The 17,889-nt window shown below is 65.8% G+C and carries 18 protein-coding genes; 12 read left to right on the forward strand and 6 right to left on the reverse strand.

Annotation, left to right across the window (positions count from 1 at the left end; translation table 11 throughout):
- Positions 1 to 88 precede the first annotated feature (88 nt).
- From RMR04_RS03970 to RMR04_RS03990, 5 genes are all read right to left on the reverse strand, one after another.
- Positions 89 to 1,030 carry a sugar ABC transporter substrate-binding protein gene (locus tag RMR04_RS03970; protein ID WP_311913083.1) on the reverse strand — a complete coding sequence of 314 codons (942 nt, stop codon included), beginning with the start codon at positions 1,028 to 1,030 and terminating at the stop codon, positions 89 to 91.
- A 38-nt stretch (positions 1,031 to 1,068) separates the two neighbouring features.
- Positions 1,069 to 2,025 (reverse strand): ABC transporter permease, encoded by a 957-nt coding sequence (locus RMR04_RS03975; RefSeq protein WP_311913084.1) that lies wholly within the window; start codon positions 2,023 to 2,025, stop codon positions 1,069 to 1,071.
- Between the two features lie 4 nt (positions 2,026 to 2,029).
- A complete protein-coding gene (locus tag RMR04_RS03980; protein WP_311913085.1) occupies positions 2,030 to 2,809 on the reverse strand; it encodes an SDR family NAD(P)-dependent oxidoreductase in 780 nt (259 codons plus the stop codon).
- Positions 2,806 to 4,341 carry a xylulokinase gene (locus tag RMR04_RS03985; RefSeq protein ID WP_311913086.1) on the reverse strand — a complete coding sequence of 512 codons (1,536 nt, stop codon included), beginning with the start codon at positions 4,339 to 4,341 and terminating at the stop codon, positions 2,806 to 2,808. Before RMR04_RS03985 ends, RMR04_RS03980 begins: the two co-directional genes overlap by 4 nt.
- Positions 4,342 to 4,605: 264 nt before the next feature.
- Entirely contained in the window at positions 4,606 to 5,748 is a 1,143-nt protein-coding gene (locus tag RMR04_RS03990) for an acyl-CoA dehydrogenase family protein (protein ID WP_311913087.1), read from the reverse strand.
- Positions 5,749 to 6,249: 501 nt separating this feature from the next.
- Between RMR04_RS03990 and RMR04_RS03995 the strand changes: the two genes are divergently transcribed.
- The 3 genes from RMR04_RS03995 to RMR04_RS04005 all read left to right on the forward strand — a co-directional run bounded on the left by RMR04_RS03995 (position 6,250) and on the right by RMR04_RS04005 (position 8,586).
- On the forward strand, positions 6,250 to 6,921 hold the full coding sequence (locus RMR04_RS03995; RefSeq protein WP_311913088.1) for an amino acid ABC transporter permease: 672 nt from the start codon (positions 6,250 to 6,252) through the stop codon (positions 6,919 to 6,921).
- 124 nt (positions 6,922 to 7,045) lie between these two features.
- A complete protein-coding gene (locus tag RMR04_RS04000) occupies positions 7,046 to 7,696 on the forward strand; it encodes an amino acid ABC transporter permease (RefSeq protein WP_311913089.1) in 651 nt (216 codons plus the stop codon).
- A 47-nt stretch (positions 7,697 to 7,743) separates the two neighbouring features.
- Positions 7,744 to 8,586: a transporter substrate-binding domain-containing protein gene (locus tag RMR04_RS04005; RefSeq protein WP_311913090.1), complete on the forward strand. Its 843-nt coding sequence runs from the start codon at positions 7,744 to 7,746 to the stop codon at positions 8,584 to 8,586.
- A gap of 61 nt (positions 8,587 to 8,647) precedes the next feature.
- On the opposite strand, the gene RMR04_RS04010 is transcribed toward RMR04_RS04005, so the two are convergent.
- A complete protein-coding gene (locus RMR04_RS04010) occupies positions 8,648 to 9,691 on the reverse strand; it encodes a substrate-binding domain-containing protein (RefSeq protein WP_311913091.1) in 1,044 nt (347 codons plus the stop codon).
- A 92-nt stretch (positions 9,692 to 9,783) separates the two neighbouring features.
- Between RMR04_RS04010 and RMR04_RS04015 the strand changes: the two genes are divergently transcribed.
- The 9 genes from RMR04_RS04015 (at position 9,784) to RMR04_RS04055 (ending at position 17,828) form a co-directional block, all read left to right on the forward strand.
- Positions 9,784 to 11,022 (forward strand): MFS transporter, encoded by a 1,239-nt coding sequence (locus RMR04_RS04015; RefSeq protein ID WP_311913092.1) that lies wholly within the window; start codon positions 9,784 to 9,786, stop codon positions 11,020 to 11,022.
- A gap of 92 nt (positions 11,023 to 11,114) precedes the next feature.
- Positions 11,115 to 12,104: an ABC transporter substrate-binding protein gene (locus RMR04_RS04020; RefSeq protein ID WP_311913093.1), complete on the forward strand. Its 990-nt coding sequence runs from the start codon at positions 11,115 to 11,117 to the stop codon at positions 12,102 to 12,104.
- Entirely contained in the window at positions 12,104 to 12,925 is an 822-nt protein-coding gene (locus RMR04_RS04025) for an ABC transporter permease (RefSeq protein ID WP_311913094.1), read from the forward strand. The genes RMR04_RS04020 and RMR04_RS04025 overlap by 1 nt, the downstream gene beginning before the upstream one ends.
- Positions 12,926 to 13,074: 149 nt before the next feature.
- On the forward strand, positions 13,075 to 13,875 hold the full coding sequence (locus RMR04_RS04030) for an ABC transporter ATP-binding protein (protein ID WP_311913095.1): 801 nt from the start codon (positions 13,075 to 13,077) through the stop codon (positions 13,873 to 13,875).
- A 35-nt stretch (positions 13,876 to 13,910) separates the two neighbouring features.
- Positions 13,911 to 15,263, forward strand: coding sequence for an LLM class flavin-dependent oxidoreductase (locus RMR04_RS04035; RefSeq protein WP_311913096.1), 1,353 nt, complete (start codon positions 13,911 to 13,913; stop codon positions 15,261 to 15,263).
- Entirely contained in the window at positions 15,260 to 16,168 is a 909-nt protein-coding gene (locus RMR04_RS04040) for an NAD(P)-dependent oxidoreductase (protein WP_311913097.1), read from the forward strand. The genes RMR04_RS04035 and RMR04_RS04040 overlap by 4 nt, the downstream gene beginning before the upstream one ends.
- Positions 16,165 to 16,704: a flavin reductase family protein gene (locus tag RMR04_RS04045; RefSeq protein WP_311913098.1), complete on the forward strand. Its 540-nt coding sequence runs from the start codon at positions 16,165 to 16,167 to the stop codon at positions 16,702 to 16,704. The genes RMR04_RS04040 and RMR04_RS04045 overlap by 4 nt, the downstream gene beginning before the upstream one ends.
- Positions 16,705 to 16,906: 202 nt before the next feature.
- Positions 16,907 to 17,506: a nitroreductase family protein gene (locus RMR04_RS04050; RefSeq protein WP_311913099.1), complete on the forward strand. Its 600-nt coding sequence runs from the start codon at positions 16,907 to 16,909 to the stop codon at positions 17,504 to 17,506.
- A 7-nt stretch (positions 17,507 to 17,513) separates the two neighbouring features.
- Positions 17,514 to 17,828: an NIPSNAP family protein gene (locus RMR04_RS04055; protein ID WP_311913100.1), complete on the forward strand. Its 315-nt coding sequence runs from the start codon at positions 17,514 to 17,516 to the stop codon at positions 17,826 to 17,828.
- Positions 17,829 to 17,889: the final 61 nt, after the last annotated feature.

Raw genomic sequence — 17,889 nt, forward strand, 5'->3', positions numbered from 1 at the left:
GAACACGCCCCTCGACCAGCGAAGACGTGGAGGGTCGGGACAAGCCCGACCATGACGGGTGAAGGAGCGCACGGACCCCTTCAAGGCTTCACTTCAGAAATTTGTCGACATTGGTCTTGTCGACCAGCACGGCCTCGGTGAAGAGATAAGGGCCGCTCGTCACCGTCTCCTTCGGCTTCTTGTCGATGGCGATGGTCTGGATGGCGTCGACCGCCTGCTTGCCCATCTCCTCGAAGGGGATTGAGACGGTGGCGGTGAAGGTCGAGGCCGGGTCGGCGATGCGGGCATAGGTTTCCTTGCCGCCATCGACCGAGACCAGCGGGATCTGGCCCTTCTTGACGCCTTGAGCCTGCAGCAGGTCGTCGATGATGTAGGCCTGGCCGTCGAAGGAGGCCCAGATGCCGTTGATCTTGCCCTGGTTCTGCAGCAGCAGCGCCTGCATGCCGGCGCGGACATCATCCCTCCAGCTCTGGGTGCGGGCCATTGAGAACTTGCCGAGCTCCTTCACGCCCTGGTTCTCGGCCAGCACATTGTCCAGCACCTTGCCGCGGATGCGCGAGGCGACGTTGAGGTCGAAGCGGGCGGTGACGATGTTGCCCTGATAACCGAGCTGGCCGAGCAGATAGAGCGCGGCATCGGCGCCGATCTTGTATTCATTGCTCTGGATGTCGAAGAGCGCATGCGGGCTCGCGCCGGACTGCACGGTGATCACCGGGATCTTGGCGTCCTTGGCCGCCTTGAACTGAGCGTCGGCCTCGACCGGCTTGCCCATCGCGATGATGATCGCATCGACCTTCTTGGCGATCAGCGCGTCGAACTGCTCGGCATGCTTGGGCAGCGAGCCCTCCGAATTCAGCAGCGTCACGCCCCAGCCCTTGGCCTTGGCGGCGGCGGCAGCCGCATTGGCGACGCGCGCATGCGTCTCCGAGGAGAACTGGAAGCCGATGACGCCGACCTCGAAGGCTTCAGCCGATTGGCAAAGCGCGAGCAGCGCCGCAGTTACGACCAGGAATTTGCGAAACCCTGACATGATGACCTCTCCCCCTGTCTTTTAGACCATGAACGCCGTTAGACCTTGAACGCCGCCTTCTTCATCGCGCTGGCCGAGAAGGCGACCGAGCCGATGATGATGACGCCGAGAACGATATCCTGAGCGTAATAGGGTGCGCCCATCATCACCAAGCCATTGCCGAGAACCTTCAGCACCAGCGCGGCGAAGACCGTGCCCGGCACATTGGGCTTGCCGGGCTCGAACATGGTCATGCCGAGCAGCACGGCGGCGATCGCATAGAGCAGGTAGTCGCCCGCCATATTGGGCGCGGCCGAGGACAGGCTTGCCGCCAGCAGCATGGCCGTGATGCCGGCGAAGAGACCGGTCAGCAGCAGGCCGATCCGCTTCATCCTGCCTGTTGCGATGCCAGCGAGCCGCGCCGCTTCGTCGGCCTCGCCGGTCGCCACCATATGCGCGCCGGTGCGGGTCCATTTGACCAGGCCATAGGCGAAGAGCGTGACTGCCGTCATCCAGAGGACGAGATTGGGAATGCCGAATGTGGTGCCGCGCGCCAGGCCGGTGAAATTCACCGGCCAGCGCCCGACGAAGGCGATGCCCTGCGTGATCATGAAGGCCAGCCCCTTGGCGATCGCCGCCGTGCCCAGCGTCATGATCAGGGAGGGGATGCGCAGCACGGTGACGCCCAAGCCGTTGAACGCGCCGAGCGCGCCGCCGACGCCGATCGCAGCCACGACGGCAACGACGGGCGGATATTGCGATTGGATCAGCCAGCCGCAGACGACGGCGGCAAGGCTCGCCGTCTCAGCGATCGAGAGATCGAGCTCGGCGACAGTGAAGGCGAGCGCGAAGCCGAGCGCCAGGATGGCGAGGAAACTCGTATCCTTCAGCACATTGACGATGTTGGTCGCGCTGGCGAAATTCGGCGCGAAAACCAGGAAGAAGGCGATCAGGACCAGCCCGGCGATAGCCGTGCCATAATATCCGATCACATCGCGCCAGTTGATCCCGAGCACGGCCTCATGCCCCCTTGGCGATGGTCGAGATCGGCGACAGGATCTCGATGCCACCTGTGATCGGGATCAGCGCGCCGGTGACGAAGGCGGCTCCGGGCGAGAGCAGGAAGGCGATCACGGCTGCGACATCCTCGGGTCTGCCCAGCCGGCCGAGCGGCGTGCGGGCCGCCGCGCCCGCGACCAGGGTGTTGAATTGCTGCGCGAAGCCACCGCGCACCATCGGCGTGTCGATGATGCCGGGAGCGACTGCGTTGACCCGGATCCCATGCGGGCCGAGCTGCTGGGCCATGCCATAGGTCAAGGTGGCGACGCCACCTTTGGCTGAGCCGTAGGCGAGATTTGCACCGCCATTGGCATGGGCGATCGAGGAGATGTGGACGATGGCGCCGCCCTCGCCCTGCGCGATCAATTGCTTCGTCACGGCCTTGGAGATGCGGAAGACCGCCGACAGGTTGATGTCGAGGAGCTTGTCCCACTCATCGTCTTCCATTTCGACGAGCGTGACGGATCGGGAAGCTCCCGCCGCGGTGACGAGGTTGTCGAGCCGGCCAAAGCGCGCGATGGCGAGGTCGACGAGTTGCTGCGGTAAATCGTGGTCGCGGACATCGCCGGCAATCGTTGCGACCTCGCCGCCTGAGCGGGCGATCCCTTCGGCCATCTCCTCAAGCTGTGCGGCGTCGAGCCCGGAGAGGACGAGCCGATGGCCGGCAGCCGACAGCATGGCGGCGAGTGCGCCGCCGATGCCGCCTGAAGCGCCGGTGATGAGCGTGACAGGAGCGCTCATGGCGCGGGCCTCCTTGCGGTCAGGGCGTCGGTGCCGTGCGACAGGGCCGCAAGCTCGGTCGAGATCGGCGCGAGCGCCGCTTCGCTGCGGCGGTAGAGCGAAAACAGGTTGTCGTAGAGCGCGGCGCGTGCCGGGTCGGGCTCGAAGCGCGCGGAGACGCTGACCAGCGCAGCTTGCGCCTCGGCAAGCGAGGTGAAGCGACCGAGCCCCGTCCAGGCAACGATCGCCGCGCCCAGGATGCCAGGCTCCTTCGCATGGCCAACGACGACCGGACGCTGGCAGATATCGGCCTTGATCTGGCACCAGAGCCGGTTGTTGGCCGCGCCGCCGCCGAAGCGGATTTCCGAGACGGGCGCACCGAGCGCGGCTTCCGCGCGCTCCAGCACGATCCGGTTGAGGAAGGCGACGCCTTCTAGCACCGCCCAGGCGAGGTCGGTCGCGCCATGCTGGCGGTTGAGGCCGATGAAGGCGCCACGCAGCGACGGATTCCAGTAAGGCACGCGCTCGCCTTGCAGATAGGGCAGGAAGAGCAGCGGCTGGGCGTGGCGTGGTCCGGCGAGCAGGGCGTCGATATCGCGTCCGATGGCGGTGTGGTCGCCATCGCCGCGTGCCAGCAGCGACAATAGCCAGGACACCGTATCGGCACCGTTCTGGCTGGGGCCGCCGAGCTGCGATACGCCGCGCCAGTCAACGGTCATCAACCCCTCGGCTTCCGCTGCGCGCTCGCTGACGACACCAAGCACTTCGGTTGTGCCGGAGATGTTGTAGGCATAGCCGGGCCGCATGGCGCCGAGCCCGGCGACGGCGGCCCAGGTGTCGTTGGACGAGCAGAACACCGGCACCCCCGCGATCACGTCGAACGGCGCGGGCAAATCGGCCTGGACCGGTCCGACGGCCTGGCAAGGCTCCAGTACCTCGGGCAGGATCGCAGGGGAGAAGCCGACCGCGGCGAGCGGGTCAATGCCTGCGACGATCTCGGCGGAGGCAAGCAGGCGCGCCATCGAGACCGGATCGCCGGCCTGGCGACCGGTCAGCCTGAAATTCAGATAGTCCTTCGGCTCCAGCACCGAACCGAGGCCCGGGAACGTCGCCTCCTCCTCGTGCAGTTCTTGCTCATGCAGCCAGGCGAGGCGCGCCAGGGGATGGAAGGCGTTGATCCGCGCGCTTTCGGGATGCGCGTCGCCAAGCCGCTCGCGCAGGCGGGTGGCGGCGGCTTCCGAGCGCGTGTCCTTCCAGGTCATGGCAGGGCGCAACGGCTCTCCACCGCGTCCGAGGAAAACTTGTGTACGCGTGACGCCGCAGATCGCCACGGCCTGGACATGAGAGAACAGTGCCGGCTGCGCCTTCGCGATTGCGGAGCAGGCTTCGATCAGGATCTGCCACCATGCGGTCGGGTCGATCTCCGACCAGCCCATCCGGTCGAGGCTCACCGGCCCCGGAATCATGCTCTCGGCGAGCGTCACGCCCTGGGCATCGACGAGCGCGGCACGGAAACTCGTGCCGCCGAGATCGCAAGCGAGGACGACGCTCATGGCGCGACACCCGGAGCCCGGCGCTGAATGATGAAGCGGTCGATGGCCTGGAGGATCAAGTTAGTGCCGATCTCGATGATCGTCGTAGGTAAGCGGAAGGCAATGCTCCAGGCAGCCGGCAATGTCCTGACGATCGATCACAATACGGCCCCTCTCCGGCGCCGCATGTGAGGGACAAGCCCGGGATAAATCAAGCCGGCGCGAGCGGCGCCCGCTGCAGTCCCCCGGGTCGTTTGCCGAATGGCGGGATCGAGGTTGGTCGGTTCAGGCTCCGTTCTTCATCAACTCCTTGGCGATGATCGTGCGCTGGATCTGGTTCGTGCCTTCATAGATCTGGGTGATCTTGGCGTCGCGGTAGAGGCGCTCGACCTCGAAACCTTGGATGTAGCCGGTGCCGCCGAAGATCTGCACGGCGTTGGCGGTCTGGGCGACGGCCATGTCGCTGGCAAAACATTTGGCGATCGAGGCGGCCGAGGTCGCCGAGGCTCCAGCGTCGATCAGGCCGGCAGCCCGTTCGACCAAAGCGCGGCCGGCGGCGATGTCCTTGGCCATATCAGCCAGCATCCATTGCAGGCCCTGGTTCTCGAGGATCGGCTTGCCGAACTGGCGGCGCTCCCGGGCGTAGCCGAGCGCGGCCTGCAGCCCGGCCTGGGCGATGCCGACCGCCAGCGCGCCGATGCCAACGCGGCCCTTTTCCAGCACGCTCATCATGATGTGGAAGCCGCGATTGATCTCGCCGAGCAAGGCATCGGCCGGCAGCAGGACATCGTCGAAGCTCAGGCCGCCGACCTGGCTCGCGCGCTGGCCCATCTTGTGCTCCTTCTGGCCGCGCGAGACGCCCTTGGCGTGCAGATCGACGATGAAGATGCTCATGCCGCGATGCCTGGCCTGCGGGTCGGTCGAGGCGAGCACGAAGCCGAGATCGGCGACCGGCGCGTTGTGGATCCAGAGCTTGCCGCCGTTCAGCACCCAGCCCTCGGCTGTGGGCTTCGCCGTCGTCCTGACATTGGACAGATCCGAGCCGGCCTCCGCCTCGGTGAGGCAATAGGCGACGCGGGTGCGGGCCTTGAGGATATCCGGCAGATGGCGTGCCTGCTGCGCGGCTGTGCCGTAGCGCGTGAGCAGCGTCCCGATCAGCTCGACCAAGCCGCATTGGTCGGCGATCGAGGCGTAGCCCCGGGACAACTCCTCCATGACGATTGTGTAAGCCAGCGTGTCGAGCCCCGTCCCGCCGAGCGCTTCGGGGACGGTGATGCCGAACAGGCCGAGTTCGGCCATCTGCCGGTAGATCTCGGCTGGAAAGGCCTCGCTGCGGTCGAGTTCCACTGCCGCGGGACGGATGACATCGTCTGCGAAACGGCGCGTGGTGTCGCGGATCTGGTCGTAGATGGCGGTGTCGATTGTCATGGCGGCGGCCGGACTTTCGAGGTTGCGAGGAGCAAGGTGGCGAGGCGGGCGTCAGGACGAAAGTTCGATCGTTCGGGAGATACCCTCATTGGTTGGGCGCTGCTGCCTCGACTTTAGAGCCAGAGGAGGCTTGCCTTGTGCGCGGGATACAAGGCGGCTCTCGTTCGAAAGTCGGTTCCTCCTTTGGCGCGTCATGCTCCAGATCACGTCGCATTCGGACGGTTCCGTCCGAATGCGACGTGATCGATTCTCAAAGTTTAGAGCATCGCTAGTTTGGAGCATCGCTCTTGTGAAAAACCGGTACCCACTTTTTCGCGCAATGCTCTAAGGAACGAGTTGATGAGCTGCGCCGCTTGCCGGAGTGATGTGGTTCGCGCGACTTTTAAAACACGGTGGCCGGGTTCAACCGACTCCAGACGATCTGGGAATAAGGAAACCTGGTCTTGATCGAGCCTGCGCCGCCCGCTTGTTCCTGTCGCCCTGTCCGGATGCGGCGCTGACATGGGCTATCAATTCGAATTCGCGGATGTCTTCGCCTATTGGCCGGATCTGCTTGCGGGCGCGCTCCACACGCTGGTGCTGTCGGGGGTGGCCATGGCGATCGGCATGGTCGTGGCGGTGCTTGGCGCGCTCGGCAAGACATCGGGCCCGCGCTGGCTGCAATGGTTCCTCGACGGCTATATCGAGGCGATCCGCAACACGCCCTTCCTGATCCAGATCTTTATGATCTATTTCGGCTTGCCGGCGGCCGGCATCCGATTGTCCTCCGACACGGCTGCCATGCTCGCGCTCGTGGTCAATGTCGGCGCCTATGGCATCGAGATCATCCGCGCCGGCATCGAGAGCATCTCCAAGGGCCAGATCGAGGCGGGCAAGTCACTGGGCCTGCGGCCCCTGCAGATTTTCCGCTTCATCATCCTGAAGCCGGCGATCCAGGCGATCTATCCGTCGCTGACCAGCCAGTTCATCCTGCTGATGCTGAATTCGAGCGTCTGCTCGGCGATCGCGGCGAGCGAGCTGACGGCTGCTGCCGGCGATATCCAGTCGCGCACTTTCCGCAGCTTCGAGGTCTATTTCATCGTGACCTGCATGTATTTCGCCATGTCGGTGCTGTTCTGGGGCGTTTTCGCCGCCATCGAACGCATCTGGCTGCGCAAACCCAGCCTGCGCTAGAGCATTGCGCGAAAAAGTGGGTACCGGTTTTTCGTGGGAGCAATGCTCTAAGCTTTAGAATCGATCACGTTTTTCGCGTTCGGGCGGAACCGTCCGAAGGCGACGTGATCTGGGAGAGCCGACAATGCGCGTCCTCAGCGAAGGCGACATCTTCTTCATCGTGACGGCCGTCCGCTGGACGCTGCTTCTCTCCCTGGCCGCCTTCATCGGCGGCGGCATCGGCGGGCTCGTTGTGGCGCTGGCGCGCACGGCGGAGTTCAAATGGCTGCGCTTCCTGGCGCTCGGCTACATCAAGATCTTCCAGGGCACGCCGCTCCTGATGCAGCTCTTCCTGGCCTTCTTCGTGCCGGGCATCTTCGGCATCGACGTCGATCCCTGGGGCGCCGCGGCGGTGGGCCTGTCGCTGCACGCCAGCGCCTTTCTCGGCGAGATCTGGCGCGGCTCGATCGAGGTCGTGCCGCGCGGTCAATCCGAGGCCGCGCGCGCACTCGGCCTGACCTATGTGCCGCGCATGTTCCTGATCATCATCCCGCAAGCCTTCCGCATCGCAATTCCGCCGACGATCGGGTTCCTGGTGCAGTTGATCAAGGGCACCTCGCTCGCCTCGATCATCGGCTTCGTCGAGATCACGCGCGCGGCGCAGATCATCAACAACGCGACGTTCCGCCCCTTCACGATCTTCGCGCTCGTCGCGCTCGTCTATTTCCTGATCTGCTGGCCGCTCTCGGCCTATAGCAAGATCATGGAGCGGAGACTGGCCGTCGCAAGCCGGTGAGTGACAATGATTAGAAAAACACCATCGAAATCACAGGAGAAACGACCATGACCATACTGAAGACGATATCCCGCAGGGCCATATTCCGCAGAGCCATGAGCCTGACGCTGGCGCTCGGCCTCGCGGCGGCGCTGCTGCCGTTCAGCCGCAACGCCGCTTCGGCCGCGACGCCAGACGAGATCAAGGCGCGCGGCAAGTTTCTGGTCGGCGTGCTGACCGACTATCCGCCGTTCGGCGGTACCGACGCCAACCAGAAGCCGGCGGGCTACGATGCTGATGTCGCCGTGCTGATGGCGAAGTCGCTCGGCGTGCCGCTCGAGCTCGTCCCGGTGACCGGCCCCAACCGCATCCCCTATCTCCTGACCAACAAGATCGACGTCCTGATCGCCACCTTCGGCATCACCGCCGAGCGCCAGAAGCAGGTGCTGTTCTCCAACCCCTACAGCGCCCTGACGATCTATGTGCTGGCGCCCAAGAACGTCGTCATCCAGAAGCCCGAAGACCTGAAGAACGTCTCGATCGGCACGGCGCGCGCCAGCACGCAGGACACTGCGATCAGCGCGATCATGCCTGCCGGCACCCAGCTCAAGCGCTATGACGACGATGCGACCGCCCTGCAGGCGATCATCTCCGGGCAGATCCAGGCGATCGGCGCGAGCAACACCATCCTGGCGCAGTTGAACAAGGACTATCCCCAGCTCAACATCGAGCCGAAGATCACCTTGAAGGAACAGGCCAACGGCATGGCCTTCCGCAAGGCCGATACCGCGCTGGCGGAATGGTCGAACAAGTTCATCGCCGAGATCGCCGCCAACGGCCAGCTCAGTGAGATCAACAAGCGCTGGTTTGGCATTCCTCTGTCGGGCCTGCCTCCGATGCCGACCTTCTGAGCGAGGTTGCCGGTTCGCGCGGCCGCCGGACAAGGGCGGCCGCGCAAATGCTCCGATCGGCTCAATCGCGATTGCCTGGGGTGACCGCCTGGCAGGATTGCCGGATGACCAGGGTGGTCGGGAGCTTGAGCGCGCGCGAGGTCGCGGGCGCTTCGCCGCGCATGCGTTCCAGCAGCATCGTTGCGGCATGGCGGCCCATCTCGGCGAGGTTCCAGCGGATCGCCGTCACGCCCGGAGAGTAGAGTTCGGCGAGGTCTGAATCGCTGCCGGCGACGAGGGCGACATCGCGGCCGACCTCGCGGCCGAGTGCGCGCAGCGCCCGCAGGCTGCCGCCCAGCGTGTCCATCGCGGCGACGAAGAAGGCGGTCGGCGCATCCGGCAGGCTGAGCAGCGCCATCGTCTCGCGGAAGGCGTCCTCCTGGTCGAGGACCCGTTCGCGCAGCAGCCCGGGATCGATCGCGACCCCGGCCGCAGCGCAGGCTGCGCGAAAACCCTCGACGCGGCTGCGTGAGGGAAAGGCCTTGAGGTCGCCGACGAGCATGGCGATGCGGCGATGGCCGAGGCCGAGCAGATGCTGGGTCGCGACCTTGGCCCCGCCGAAATGGTCGACGGTCACCCGGTCCAGCGTCCCGATATGGTCGCGGTCGATCAGCAGGACGGGCACGCCTGCTTCGGCGAGCGCCCTGGCGACGCCGGCATGACCCTCGTCGCTGATCGTCATCATGATGCCGTCGACGCGGCGGCGCTCGAAGGCGCGCAGTAGCGCCATCTCGACATCGGGCTGGTTCGTCGTGCTCGACAACAGCAGCGTGTAGCCGTTCTCGCGGAAGATCCGCTCGGCTTCCTTGATGTAGGTGGCAAATTGCGGGATGTCGAAATCCCGGATGGCACAGGCGACCATCTTGGTGGTGCCGCCGCGCAGGCTCTGGGCGACGACATCCATCTCGTAGCCGAGATCGTCGATCGCCGCCTGCACCTTGCGGCGGACGGCCTCCGTCACGGTCGGGTTGGCGTTGAGCACGCGCGAGACCGTGCCGACCGCCACGCCCGCCGCCTGCGCGACATCGCGCAGCTTGACCTGCCTCGGCTTGGCTTGCGTGCTCATGCGGTTCCCGTCGGATGGGCCGCACTTGACGAAGTTGCGGTGAACCGGTTCATAATTGATCCTCTTTCGCGATGCAATCCTAGCGGGATCAGATGACGTCTCAAGCCCGAACCGCTGGAAGCGTCTGGGTCATCCTCTGGCTCGGCGCGGTGGCCTTCGCCAACGCGCTGGGTTCGGTGATGGTGTTTCCGCTGGCGCCGTTCCTGGCCGATGATCTGAGGGTGCCGGCCCAGGATGTCGCCTATACCAGCGTCTATTTCAATGGCGCGGCGGGGCTGGGCGGGATCGTCGGAGCTCTGCTGCTGGGGCGGATTGCGCGCCGCAGCGCGCTGCTCGGGGCGCTTGCCGGGCTGGGCGTCACGACCGGGCTCGCGGCGCTTGCACCGAATTTCTCCTGGCTGCTGCTCGGCCGCCTGCTCGCCGGGCTTTGCGCCGGGCCGCTCCTGGCGGTGGTCTTCGCGACGGCTGCCGACCTTGCGCCGAAGGGTGGGCGCAATCGCGCCGTCAGCGCGATCGTCGGCTCCTATGGTCTGGCGCTGCTGCTCGGCTCGCCGCTCGCGCTGGGGCTGATTTCGGTTGCGGGGAGCTGGCGCGCGCCCTTCATCGGCATGGCGGTCTTGTGCCTGGGGCTGACTGTCCCCGTCCTGTTTGGCCTGCCGGGGCTCTCGGTTGGGGCCGCGCGAGCGGATTTCGGGCGCACGCTGCTGCGTGATGTCGGGGCGATCCTGCTGCGCCCCGGCAGCCTGACGGGGCTCCTGCTGACGGCTGGAGCCTCCTTCGCGACCTTGCTGATCTCGCCTCATATCGGCACCTTCGCGCTGAAGAATCTGGGCGCGAGCACGGCCGAGCTCGGCTCGATCTATCTGATCGGCGGCGGTTTGGCGCTGCTGACGACGGGCTCCACCGGCTGGGTGATGGACCGCATCGGCTCGCGGGCAGCGTCGCTGGGGGTGGGGGTTGCGCTGACGCTGCTCCTCACCTGCGCCTTTCTGCTCCCCATGCCGCTGCCGATCATGGCGCCTGTCCTCGGCCTGATCCTGGCGGCGCAGCTCGCCCGCAGCACGGTCGCCCAGGCGAGCGCCAGCCGCGTGCCGCGCTCCAGCGAGCGGACGGCCTATCAATGCCTGGTCGCGGCCGCGACCAGCCTGGCCCAGGCGGCGGGGGCGGGCGGCTCGACCTTGCTCCTGTCCGAGCGCACTGATGGGCATCTGGTCGGAATGGAGCGCCTGGCGCTGATCAGCATCCTGCTGTGCTGGGTCTCGCTATGGCTCGTCGCGCGCCTCGAGCGCCAGATCGGGCGGTCGGCGTCGCTTATCGATGCATCACGCTGATAATTTGTGCAATTTTGATGAACCGGTTCATTGTGTGCCGTTGGAGGTGGTGATTAGCTGAGTGGGCATCGCTGCATCAGGGGACCACTGCCATGCGCTTCCGCCTGCTCCTCGGCCGCCTTCTCGTCGCATCGACCTGTGCCGGCGCATCGCTGGCCGCGAGCGCGCAAACCCTGCCGCGCCTGAACTTCGCCGGCTCGGTGACCTGGATTGGTCAGGTGCCGATCCTGGTCGCGATCGAGAAAGGCTTCTTCCGCGAGCAAGGGCTCGACGTGCAGGTCCAGGTCATCGTCAACTCCGCCGACCGGATCCGCGCGATCGCCGCCGGCGATGCGGCTTTCAGCAATCTTGGCCGCGTCTCGGTGATCAGCGAGATGGCACGCGGCAACGAGGCTTTCTCGATCTTCGCCAATGTCGACGATTCGCCGGGGCAGGAGGGCTGCTGGGCCCGTCCGGGCATCGCCTCGGTCAAGGATCTGAAGGGCAAGCCGGTGGCGGCCAATTCCTCGGCCGAGATCACCTTGATGGGGCTTCTCTCCGAAAGCGGCATGACATTGCAGGACACCGACTATCGCAGCCTGCCCGGCACCGAGATGGCGGCTGCGCTCAGCCATGGCGATGTCCAGGCGGCCTGCGTCTGGCAGCCCTTGCTCGATCGCCTGAAGCAGGCCGTACCCGAGGGCAAGCTGCTCGGCACCGACAAGGACACGGCGATATACCGCGATTTCGGCACCATGGCGGCAGGCGACATCGTCATCATCTCGCGCAAGCTCGCCAAGGAGGATCCCGCCACCGCCAAGAAGATCGCGGCCGGCGTGCTCAAAGGGGCCGACTTCACCATCGCCAATCCCGGGGAGGCGGGGGCTGCGGTCGCGAGCTATTTCCGCCAGACGCCGGAACAGGTCACGACGGCGATCAAGGGCTTCCAGTTCTTCGGCAGCGCGGGCTGGCCCGAGCATATGCGCCGGCACCAGGGCCAGATCAAATACCTGACCAAGTTGCTGCATGGCGCCGGCAAGATCCCGACGGCTCCCGACACCGACCTCTGGGTCGACACCAGCTTCGTACCTGGGGTGAAGTGATGACGATGCGCGACCATCTCGCGGTCGGCACGCGGCGCCTGCCGCGGCTGGCGATCGACTGGCCGGGCCGGGCCGCCTTGGTCAGCATGGCCTCGGTCCTGATCTTCATCGCGCTGTGGGCGCTGGCGACCGCGACGGGCTGGATCTCGCCGCTGTTCCTGCCGTCCCCGGTCGCGGTGGCGCGGGCCGCTGCCAAGCTGGTGCTGTCGGGTGATCTCTGGCGGGCGGTGGTCGCCTCGTCCGCCCGCGTCTTCGCCGGCTTCTTCCTGGCGGCGATTGTCGCCATCCCGCTCGGCGTGGCGATGGCGACCTTCTGGCCGGTAAGGGCGATCTTCAGCCCGTTCATCTCGCTGCTGCGCCCCTTGCCGTCGATCACCTGGATCCCGCTGACGATCCTGTGGCTGGGCATCGGCGAGCAGCAGAAGGTGACGATCGTCTTCCTGGGAAGCTGGGTTTACATCCTGCTCGCGACCTATGAGGCGACGCGACGCGTCGACCCGCTTCTGGTCCGGGCCGCGCGCAATCTCGGCGCGGGCGATCTCACCGTGATGCGCGAGGTGATCTTTCCCGGCGCGCTGCCCGGCATCCTGGCGGGGCTGAAGGTCTCGCTCGCGATCGCCTGGTCCTGCGTGCTCTCGGCCGAGATGGTCGCGGCGCGCAACGGCCTGGGCTCGCTGATCTGGGAGGCAAAGGACTGGGGCGACATGACCGTGGTGCTGGTCGGCATGGTCTCGATCTCGCTGACCGTGCTTGCGGCCGACGTCGTCGCGAACCGGATCGAAATCCTGCTGCAGCCCTGGGAACGCCACCGGCGCCACTAGAGCCGGATGATTTCAGATGGAATCGCTTCGCGGTTCCATCTGAAATCTGAATCCGTCTCTCATCAAAGAGTTAGAGCAGGATGCGAAAAACCGGTTCCCACTTTTTCGCATCCTGCTCTAGAGCCGGCCCCGTCACGATCGGACAAGCCATGCCCGCCATCCTCAGCGCAGAGCACGTAACCAAATCCTACCCCGTCGGCGGCGCCGACGTCGTTGCCGTCCGCAACCTGTCGCTGGATGTCGAGGAGGGCGAATTGCTCTGCCTGCTCGGCGCGTCGGGCTGCGGCAAATCGACGATGCTGAACCTGTTTGCCGGCTTCGCCAACCCGACGAGCGGGCGCGTCCTGCTCCGTGGCCGCCCGATCACCGGCATCGAGCCGCGCTGCGGCATGGTGTTCCAGTCCTATGCGCTGTTTCCCTGGAAGACGGTGCGCCAGAATGTCGAGTTCCCGCTGCGCATGCGCGGCGTGCCGCGGCATCAGCGGCGAGGCATGGCCGAGTTCTTCATCGACATGGTCCAGCTCAACGGCTTTGCCGACCATTACCCGGCCGAGCTTTCGGGCGGCATGCAGCAGCGCGTGACGCTGGCGCGCAGCCTCGCCGCCGATCCGGAGGTGCTGCTGATGGACGAGCCTTTTGCGGCGCTCGACGCGATGACGCGCCAGGTGATGCAGGACGAATTGCTGCGCATCCAGGAGCAGAGCGGCAAGACCATCGTCTTCATCACCCATAATATCGACGAGGCGATAGTATTGGGCCACCGCATCGTCGTGATGTCGGCCCGGCCGGGGCGCATCCGCACGATCATTCCCAACGCCTTGCCCAGGCCGCGCGACATCCATGTTCAGACCTCGCCGGCCTTCGCGGAGCTGAAGACCGAGATCTGGAGCCATGTCGAGGAGGAGGTCACGCAGCACATGGCGGCCTCCCGCCTGGCCGAGCCAGCCTGAGACCGCCGGAGCCCCGGAGAAGGACACGAACCCCCATGCAGAAGCGTCAGATGCGGCTCGTCGCCTTTCTCAAGGCCGGGCCGACCAGCCACCACCACGGCATGTGGCGGCACCCCGAGACCGATAACGGCTTTCTCGAGCCCGATTGGTATGAGCACATTGCCCGTGTGCTGGAAAAGGGCTGCTTCGACGGCCTGTTCTTCGCCGATGTGCTCGGCATCTACGATTATTACAACCGCAGTTTCGCGACCATGGTCGGCAAGGGCGGCGCGCTCAGCCTGCTCGATCCATTGCCGATTCTGGCGATGATGGCGCGGGTGACGCGGCATATCGGATTGGGCGCGACACTCTCGACGACCTTCCACAATCCCTACCAGATCGCTCGCACGCTCGGCACGCTCGACATTCTGAGCAAGGGTCGCATGGCCTGGAACGTCGTGACCTCGGCGAGCAATCTGGAGGCCCGCAATTTCGGTCTTGAGGCGATCCCGGGCCGGGAGGAACGCTATGGCCGCGCCGATGAGGTGCTGGAAGCCTGCATGGCGCTTTGGCAGAGCTGGGACGAGGGCGCGCTCGTCATCGACAAGGAGGCCGGCCACTTCGCCGATCCCGGCAAGCTGCACTATGCGGATTATCGCGGCGAATGGGTCAGGACGCGCGGGCCTTTGACCGTGCCGCGCTCGCCGCAAGGCCATCCGGTGATCATGCAGGCCGGCTCGTCGGGGCCGGGCAAGGCGTTCGCGGCGCGTTGGGCGGAGATGATCTTCACCTTGCAGCACACGGCGCAGGACATGCGCCGCTTCCGCAGCGAGATGCGCGCGGCGATCGAGGCTGCCGGCCGCGACCCCGATGATTGCGCCGTGCTGCCCTCGGTCGATCCCATCATCGGCGAGACCGCCTCGATCGCCCGCGAGAAGCAGGATTTCGTCAACAGCCTGGTCGATCCCGAACTGGGCATGGCGCTGATGTCCTCGCATATCGGTACCGATCTTTCGCGCTTCCCGATCGATCAGCCGGTGGTCGACCTGCCGCTCGAGGAAGGCTCGCGCGGCTCCTTCGAGGTGATCCTGCAAGGCACCAAGGCTAAAGGGCTGACGCTGGGCGAGGCGGCGAAGCGTTTCGCGACCAGCGAGCTCGCGCCGCAGATCGTCGGCACGCCCGTGCAGGTCGCGGATCAACTGGAGGCGATGTTCACAAGCGAGGCCTGCGACGGCTTCATCCTGACGCCGACCGTATCGCCGGGCACCTGGGAACAGTTCTCGCGAGCCGTGGTGCCGATCCTGCAAAAGCGCGGATTGATGCGCAGCTCCTATGAAGGCGCGACATTGCGGGAGAACCTCCGGGCTGGAGCGAAGCTCCGCGAGACCGCACAGGGGAGGGCGGCATGACGGCTCCCGTCATCGGTTTTGTCGGCTTCGGCGAGGCGGCGCAGTGCTTCGCGCGCCATCTGGCCGCTTCGGACGCCAGCACGCCGCTCGTCTTCTGCGAGGGCCGCACGAACCGCCCGCCCTATTCGGAGTCGTTTCGCCTGCAGGTGCGCGAAGCGGGCGCGGAATTGGTCGACACGCTCAATGAATTGCTGGCGCGGGTCGACATCGTGATCTCGGCTGTCGTCGTCGCGACCGCCGCTGAAGTCGGGGCTGCGATCGCGGCCGGCCTGCGGCCAGGCACGCTCGTCGTCGACATCAACGCCTCGACGCCATCAAGCAAGATCGCTGTCGCCGAGGCAGTGCGGGCCAGAGGCGGCTCCTATGTCGACGCCAATCTGATGGGCGCGGTCAGCATCTATGGCGCGAAGGTGCCGCTCTATTGCTCGGGCGATGGCGTCGAGCGTTTCACTGCCGTCTTCGCCCCGTTTGGCTTCACCATCGAGAGCGCCGGTCCGCGCGCGGGCGACGCGGCTGCCGTGAAGATGCTGCGCAGCGTTGTCACCAAAGGCATCGAGGCCCTGGTGATCGAGGCGATGACGGCGGCTTCAGTTGCCGGCGTGCGCGCCGAGGCGCTGCGCGGGATCTGCGAGCCGATGGATGCGACGCGCTTCAGCTCCTTCGTCGACATGTGCATCAGGACCGATGTGCTGCATGCCGAGCGGCGCGCGGTCGAGATGGACGGCGTCGCGGAGGGCCTTCGCGAGCTCGGGCTGGATCCGGTGATGACGGAGGCGACCTGCGCCCGGCTGCGGGCCTCGGCCGCGCTCGGGCAGCGCGAGGCCTTCGTCGCGCGGACAAGCTACACGGCTGATGATGTCCTCGACGCCTATCGCGCCCGATCTGGAGAACTACCGTGTCGATGAGCGCGCTCAAGCTGCCGAATACGGAACGCGAAGAGGACGGCACTGGCGGTGTGGCGCTCGACACGCGCGAACTGCGCCGCGCGCTCGGACAATTCGCGACCGGCGTCGCCGTGGTGACGACGCATGAGCGCGGCGGCGATCCGGTCGGCCTGACGCTGAGCTCATTCAACACCGTCTCGCTCGATCCGCCGCTGATCCTATTCAGCGTCGCGCGCAAGGCGCGCAGCCTCGAACATCTGCTGCAGGCGGACAGCTTCGCCATCAACATCCTACATCGCGAGCAAGAGGCCATTTCCAATCGCTTCGCCCAGTCGGTCGTGACCAAATGGGATGGCGTCGATCACCGGCCCGGCCAGACCGGAGCGCCGCTGCTGCCCGGTGCGCTCGCCCATTTCGAATGCCGTTGCTATGCGCGCCATGATGGCGGCGACCACGTCATCTTCGTCGGTGAGGTGCTTCGCTTCCATTGCGAGCCGATCGATGCGCCCCTGATCTTCTACCGGGGGCAATATCGCAGCCTGGACGGTTCGCGATAAGCTGCTACGCCCTCTGATGTCATGGTTCACATAGGCGTTATTGCAAGCCTCGCTCTCCGAAAATGCGGCATATGGCGATATGCCGGGGACGCGCATCTTGCTAATGGAAGAGGCGCGGCGTCGATGCACTGATCTGGACTATCTTGCCGATCGTGACGGGGCTCAATCCACCACTGTTCCGCATTCAGCAGGGTATGTTTCCATGACAAGCATCAATCATCGCGTCGCCGAGCATGCGATCGACCCGCTCTTCCTCGAGCGTTGGTCGCCGCGCGCCTTCACCGTCGATGGCATCTCCGAGGCCGAGCTCCTGTCCCTGTTCGAGGCGGCGCGCTGGGCTCCGTCCTCCTATAATTCGCAGCCCTGGCGGTTCGTCTATGCGCGGCGCGGTACGGCGCATTGGGACAAGCTGCTGGGCCTGCTGAACGAGTTCAACGCCTCCTGGGCCAAGCACGCCGCCGCTTTGGCCATCGTGGTCTCGAAGCAGACCATGGCCGTTCCCGGCAAGACCGAAGAGGTTCCGTCCTACAGCCACTCCTTCGATGCCGGGGCGGCCTGGGCCCAGCTCGCCTTGCAGGCGACACGGTCGGGCTGGCAGGCCCATGGCATGGTCGGCTTCGATCATGCGCGCGCGGCGACCGAACTGAACGTGCCGGCCGGCTACCGCGTCGAGGCTGCGATCGCGATCGGCAAGCCCGGCGACAAGTCGCAATTGCCGGAGGGGTTGCAGGCGCGCGAAACCCCGAGCCAGCGCAACCCGCTCTCGGCCAGCGTCTTCGAAGGCGCCTTTCCGACAGGCTGACGACATCATGATCCTCGATGAACGCACCTACGCGATCAAGCCGGCCCATGTGCGCGATTATCTCGACCTCTATGTCCGCGAGGGCATGGAGCTGCAGGTCTCGCATCTCGGTCATCTGATCGGCTGGTTCACCACTGATACGGGCGTCGTCAACGAAGTCGTCCATATGTGGCGCTTCGAGGATGCGGGCGACCGTGAGCGCCGGCGCGCGGCGATGGAGGCCGATCCGCACTGGCAGGAGTTCCGCGCCAAGGCCGCGCCCTATGTGCTCGAGATGCGCAGCCGCATCCTGCGCCCGACGGCGTTCTCGCCATTGCGCTGAAAGTCGCGCTCCACCTACAGCATCGGACTGAATATCGTATTCGGTCCGATGCTGAAGCTCT

It is taken from the genome of Bosea sp. 685, assembly GCF_031884435.1.
Lineage (GTDB): Bacteria > Pseudomonadota > Alphaproteobacteria > Rhizobiales > Beijerinckiaceae > Allobosea.

Excerpts from the sequence above, each read along its gene's own strand:
- RMR04_RS03970 (WP_311913083.1), bottom strand. The coding sequence starts at position 1,030 with ATGTCAGGGTTTCGCAAATTCCTGGTCGTAACTGCGGCGCTGCTCGCG.
- RMR04_RS03980 (WP_311913085.1), bottom strand. The coding sequence starts at position 2,809 with ATGAGCGCTCCTGTCACGCTCATCACCGGCGCTTCAGGCGGCATCGGC.
- RMR04_RS03985 (WP_311913086.1), bottom strand. The coding sequence starts at position 4,341 with ATGAGCGTCGTCCTCGCTTGCGATCTCGGCGGCACGAGTTTCCGTGCC.
- RMR04_RS03990 (WP_311913087.1), bottom strand. The coding sequence starts at position 5,748 with ATGACAATCGACACCGCCATCTACGACCAGATCCGCGACACCACGCGC.
- RMR04_RS03995 (WP_311913088.1), top strand. The coding sequence starts at position 6,250 with ATGGGCTATCAATTCGAATTCGCGGATGTCTTCGCCTATTGGCCGGAT.
- RMR04_RS04000 (WP_311913089.1), top strand. The coding sequence starts at position 7,046 with ATGCGCGTCCTCAGCGAAGGCGACATCTTCTTCATCGTGACGGCCGTC.
- RMR04_RS04005 (WP_311913090.1), top strand. The coding sequence starts at position 7,744 with ATGACCATACTGAAGACGATATCCCGCAGGGCCATATTCCGCAGAGCC.
- RMR04_RS04010 (WP_311913091.1), bottom strand. The coding sequence starts at position 9,691 with ATGAGCACGCAAGCCAAGCCGAGGCAGGTCAAGCTGCGCGATGTCGCG.
- RMR04_RS04015 (WP_311913092.1), top strand. The coding sequence starts at position 9,784 with ATGACGTCTCAAGCCCGAACCGCTGGAAGCGTCTGGGTCATCCTCTGG.
- RMR04_RS04020 (WP_311913093.1), top strand. The coding sequence starts at position 11,115 with ATGCGCTTCCGCCTGCTCCTCGGCCGCCTTCTCGTCGCATCGACCTGT.
- RMR04_RS04025 (WP_311913094.1), top strand. The coding sequence starts at position 12,104 with ATGACGATGCGCGACCATCTCGCGGTCGGCACGCGGCGCCTGCCGCGG.
- RMR04_RS04030 (WP_311913095.1), top strand. The coding sequence starts at position 13,075 with ATGCCCGCCATCCTCAGCGCAGAGCACGTAACCAAATCCTACCCCGTC.
- RMR04_RS04035 (WP_311913096.1), top strand. The coding sequence starts at position 13,911 with ATGCAGAAGCGTCAGATGCGGCTCGTCGCCTTTCTCAAGGCCGGGCCG.
- RMR04_RS04040 (WP_311913097.1), top strand. The coding sequence starts at position 15,260 with ATGACGGCTCCCGTCATCGGTTTTGTCGGCTTCGGCGAGGCGGCGCAG.
- RMR04_RS04045 (WP_311913098.1), top strand. The coding sequence starts at position 16,165 with ATGAGCGCGCTCAAGCTGCCGAATACGGAACGCGAAGAGGACGGCACT.
- RMR04_RS04050 (WP_311913099.1), top strand. The coding sequence starts at position 16,907 with ATGACAAGCATCAATCATCGCGTCGCCGAGCATGCGATCGACCCGCTC.
- RMR04_RS04055 (WP_311913100.1), top strand. The coding sequence starts at position 17,514 with ATGATCCTCGATGAACGCACCTACGCGATCAAGCCGGCCCATGTGCGC.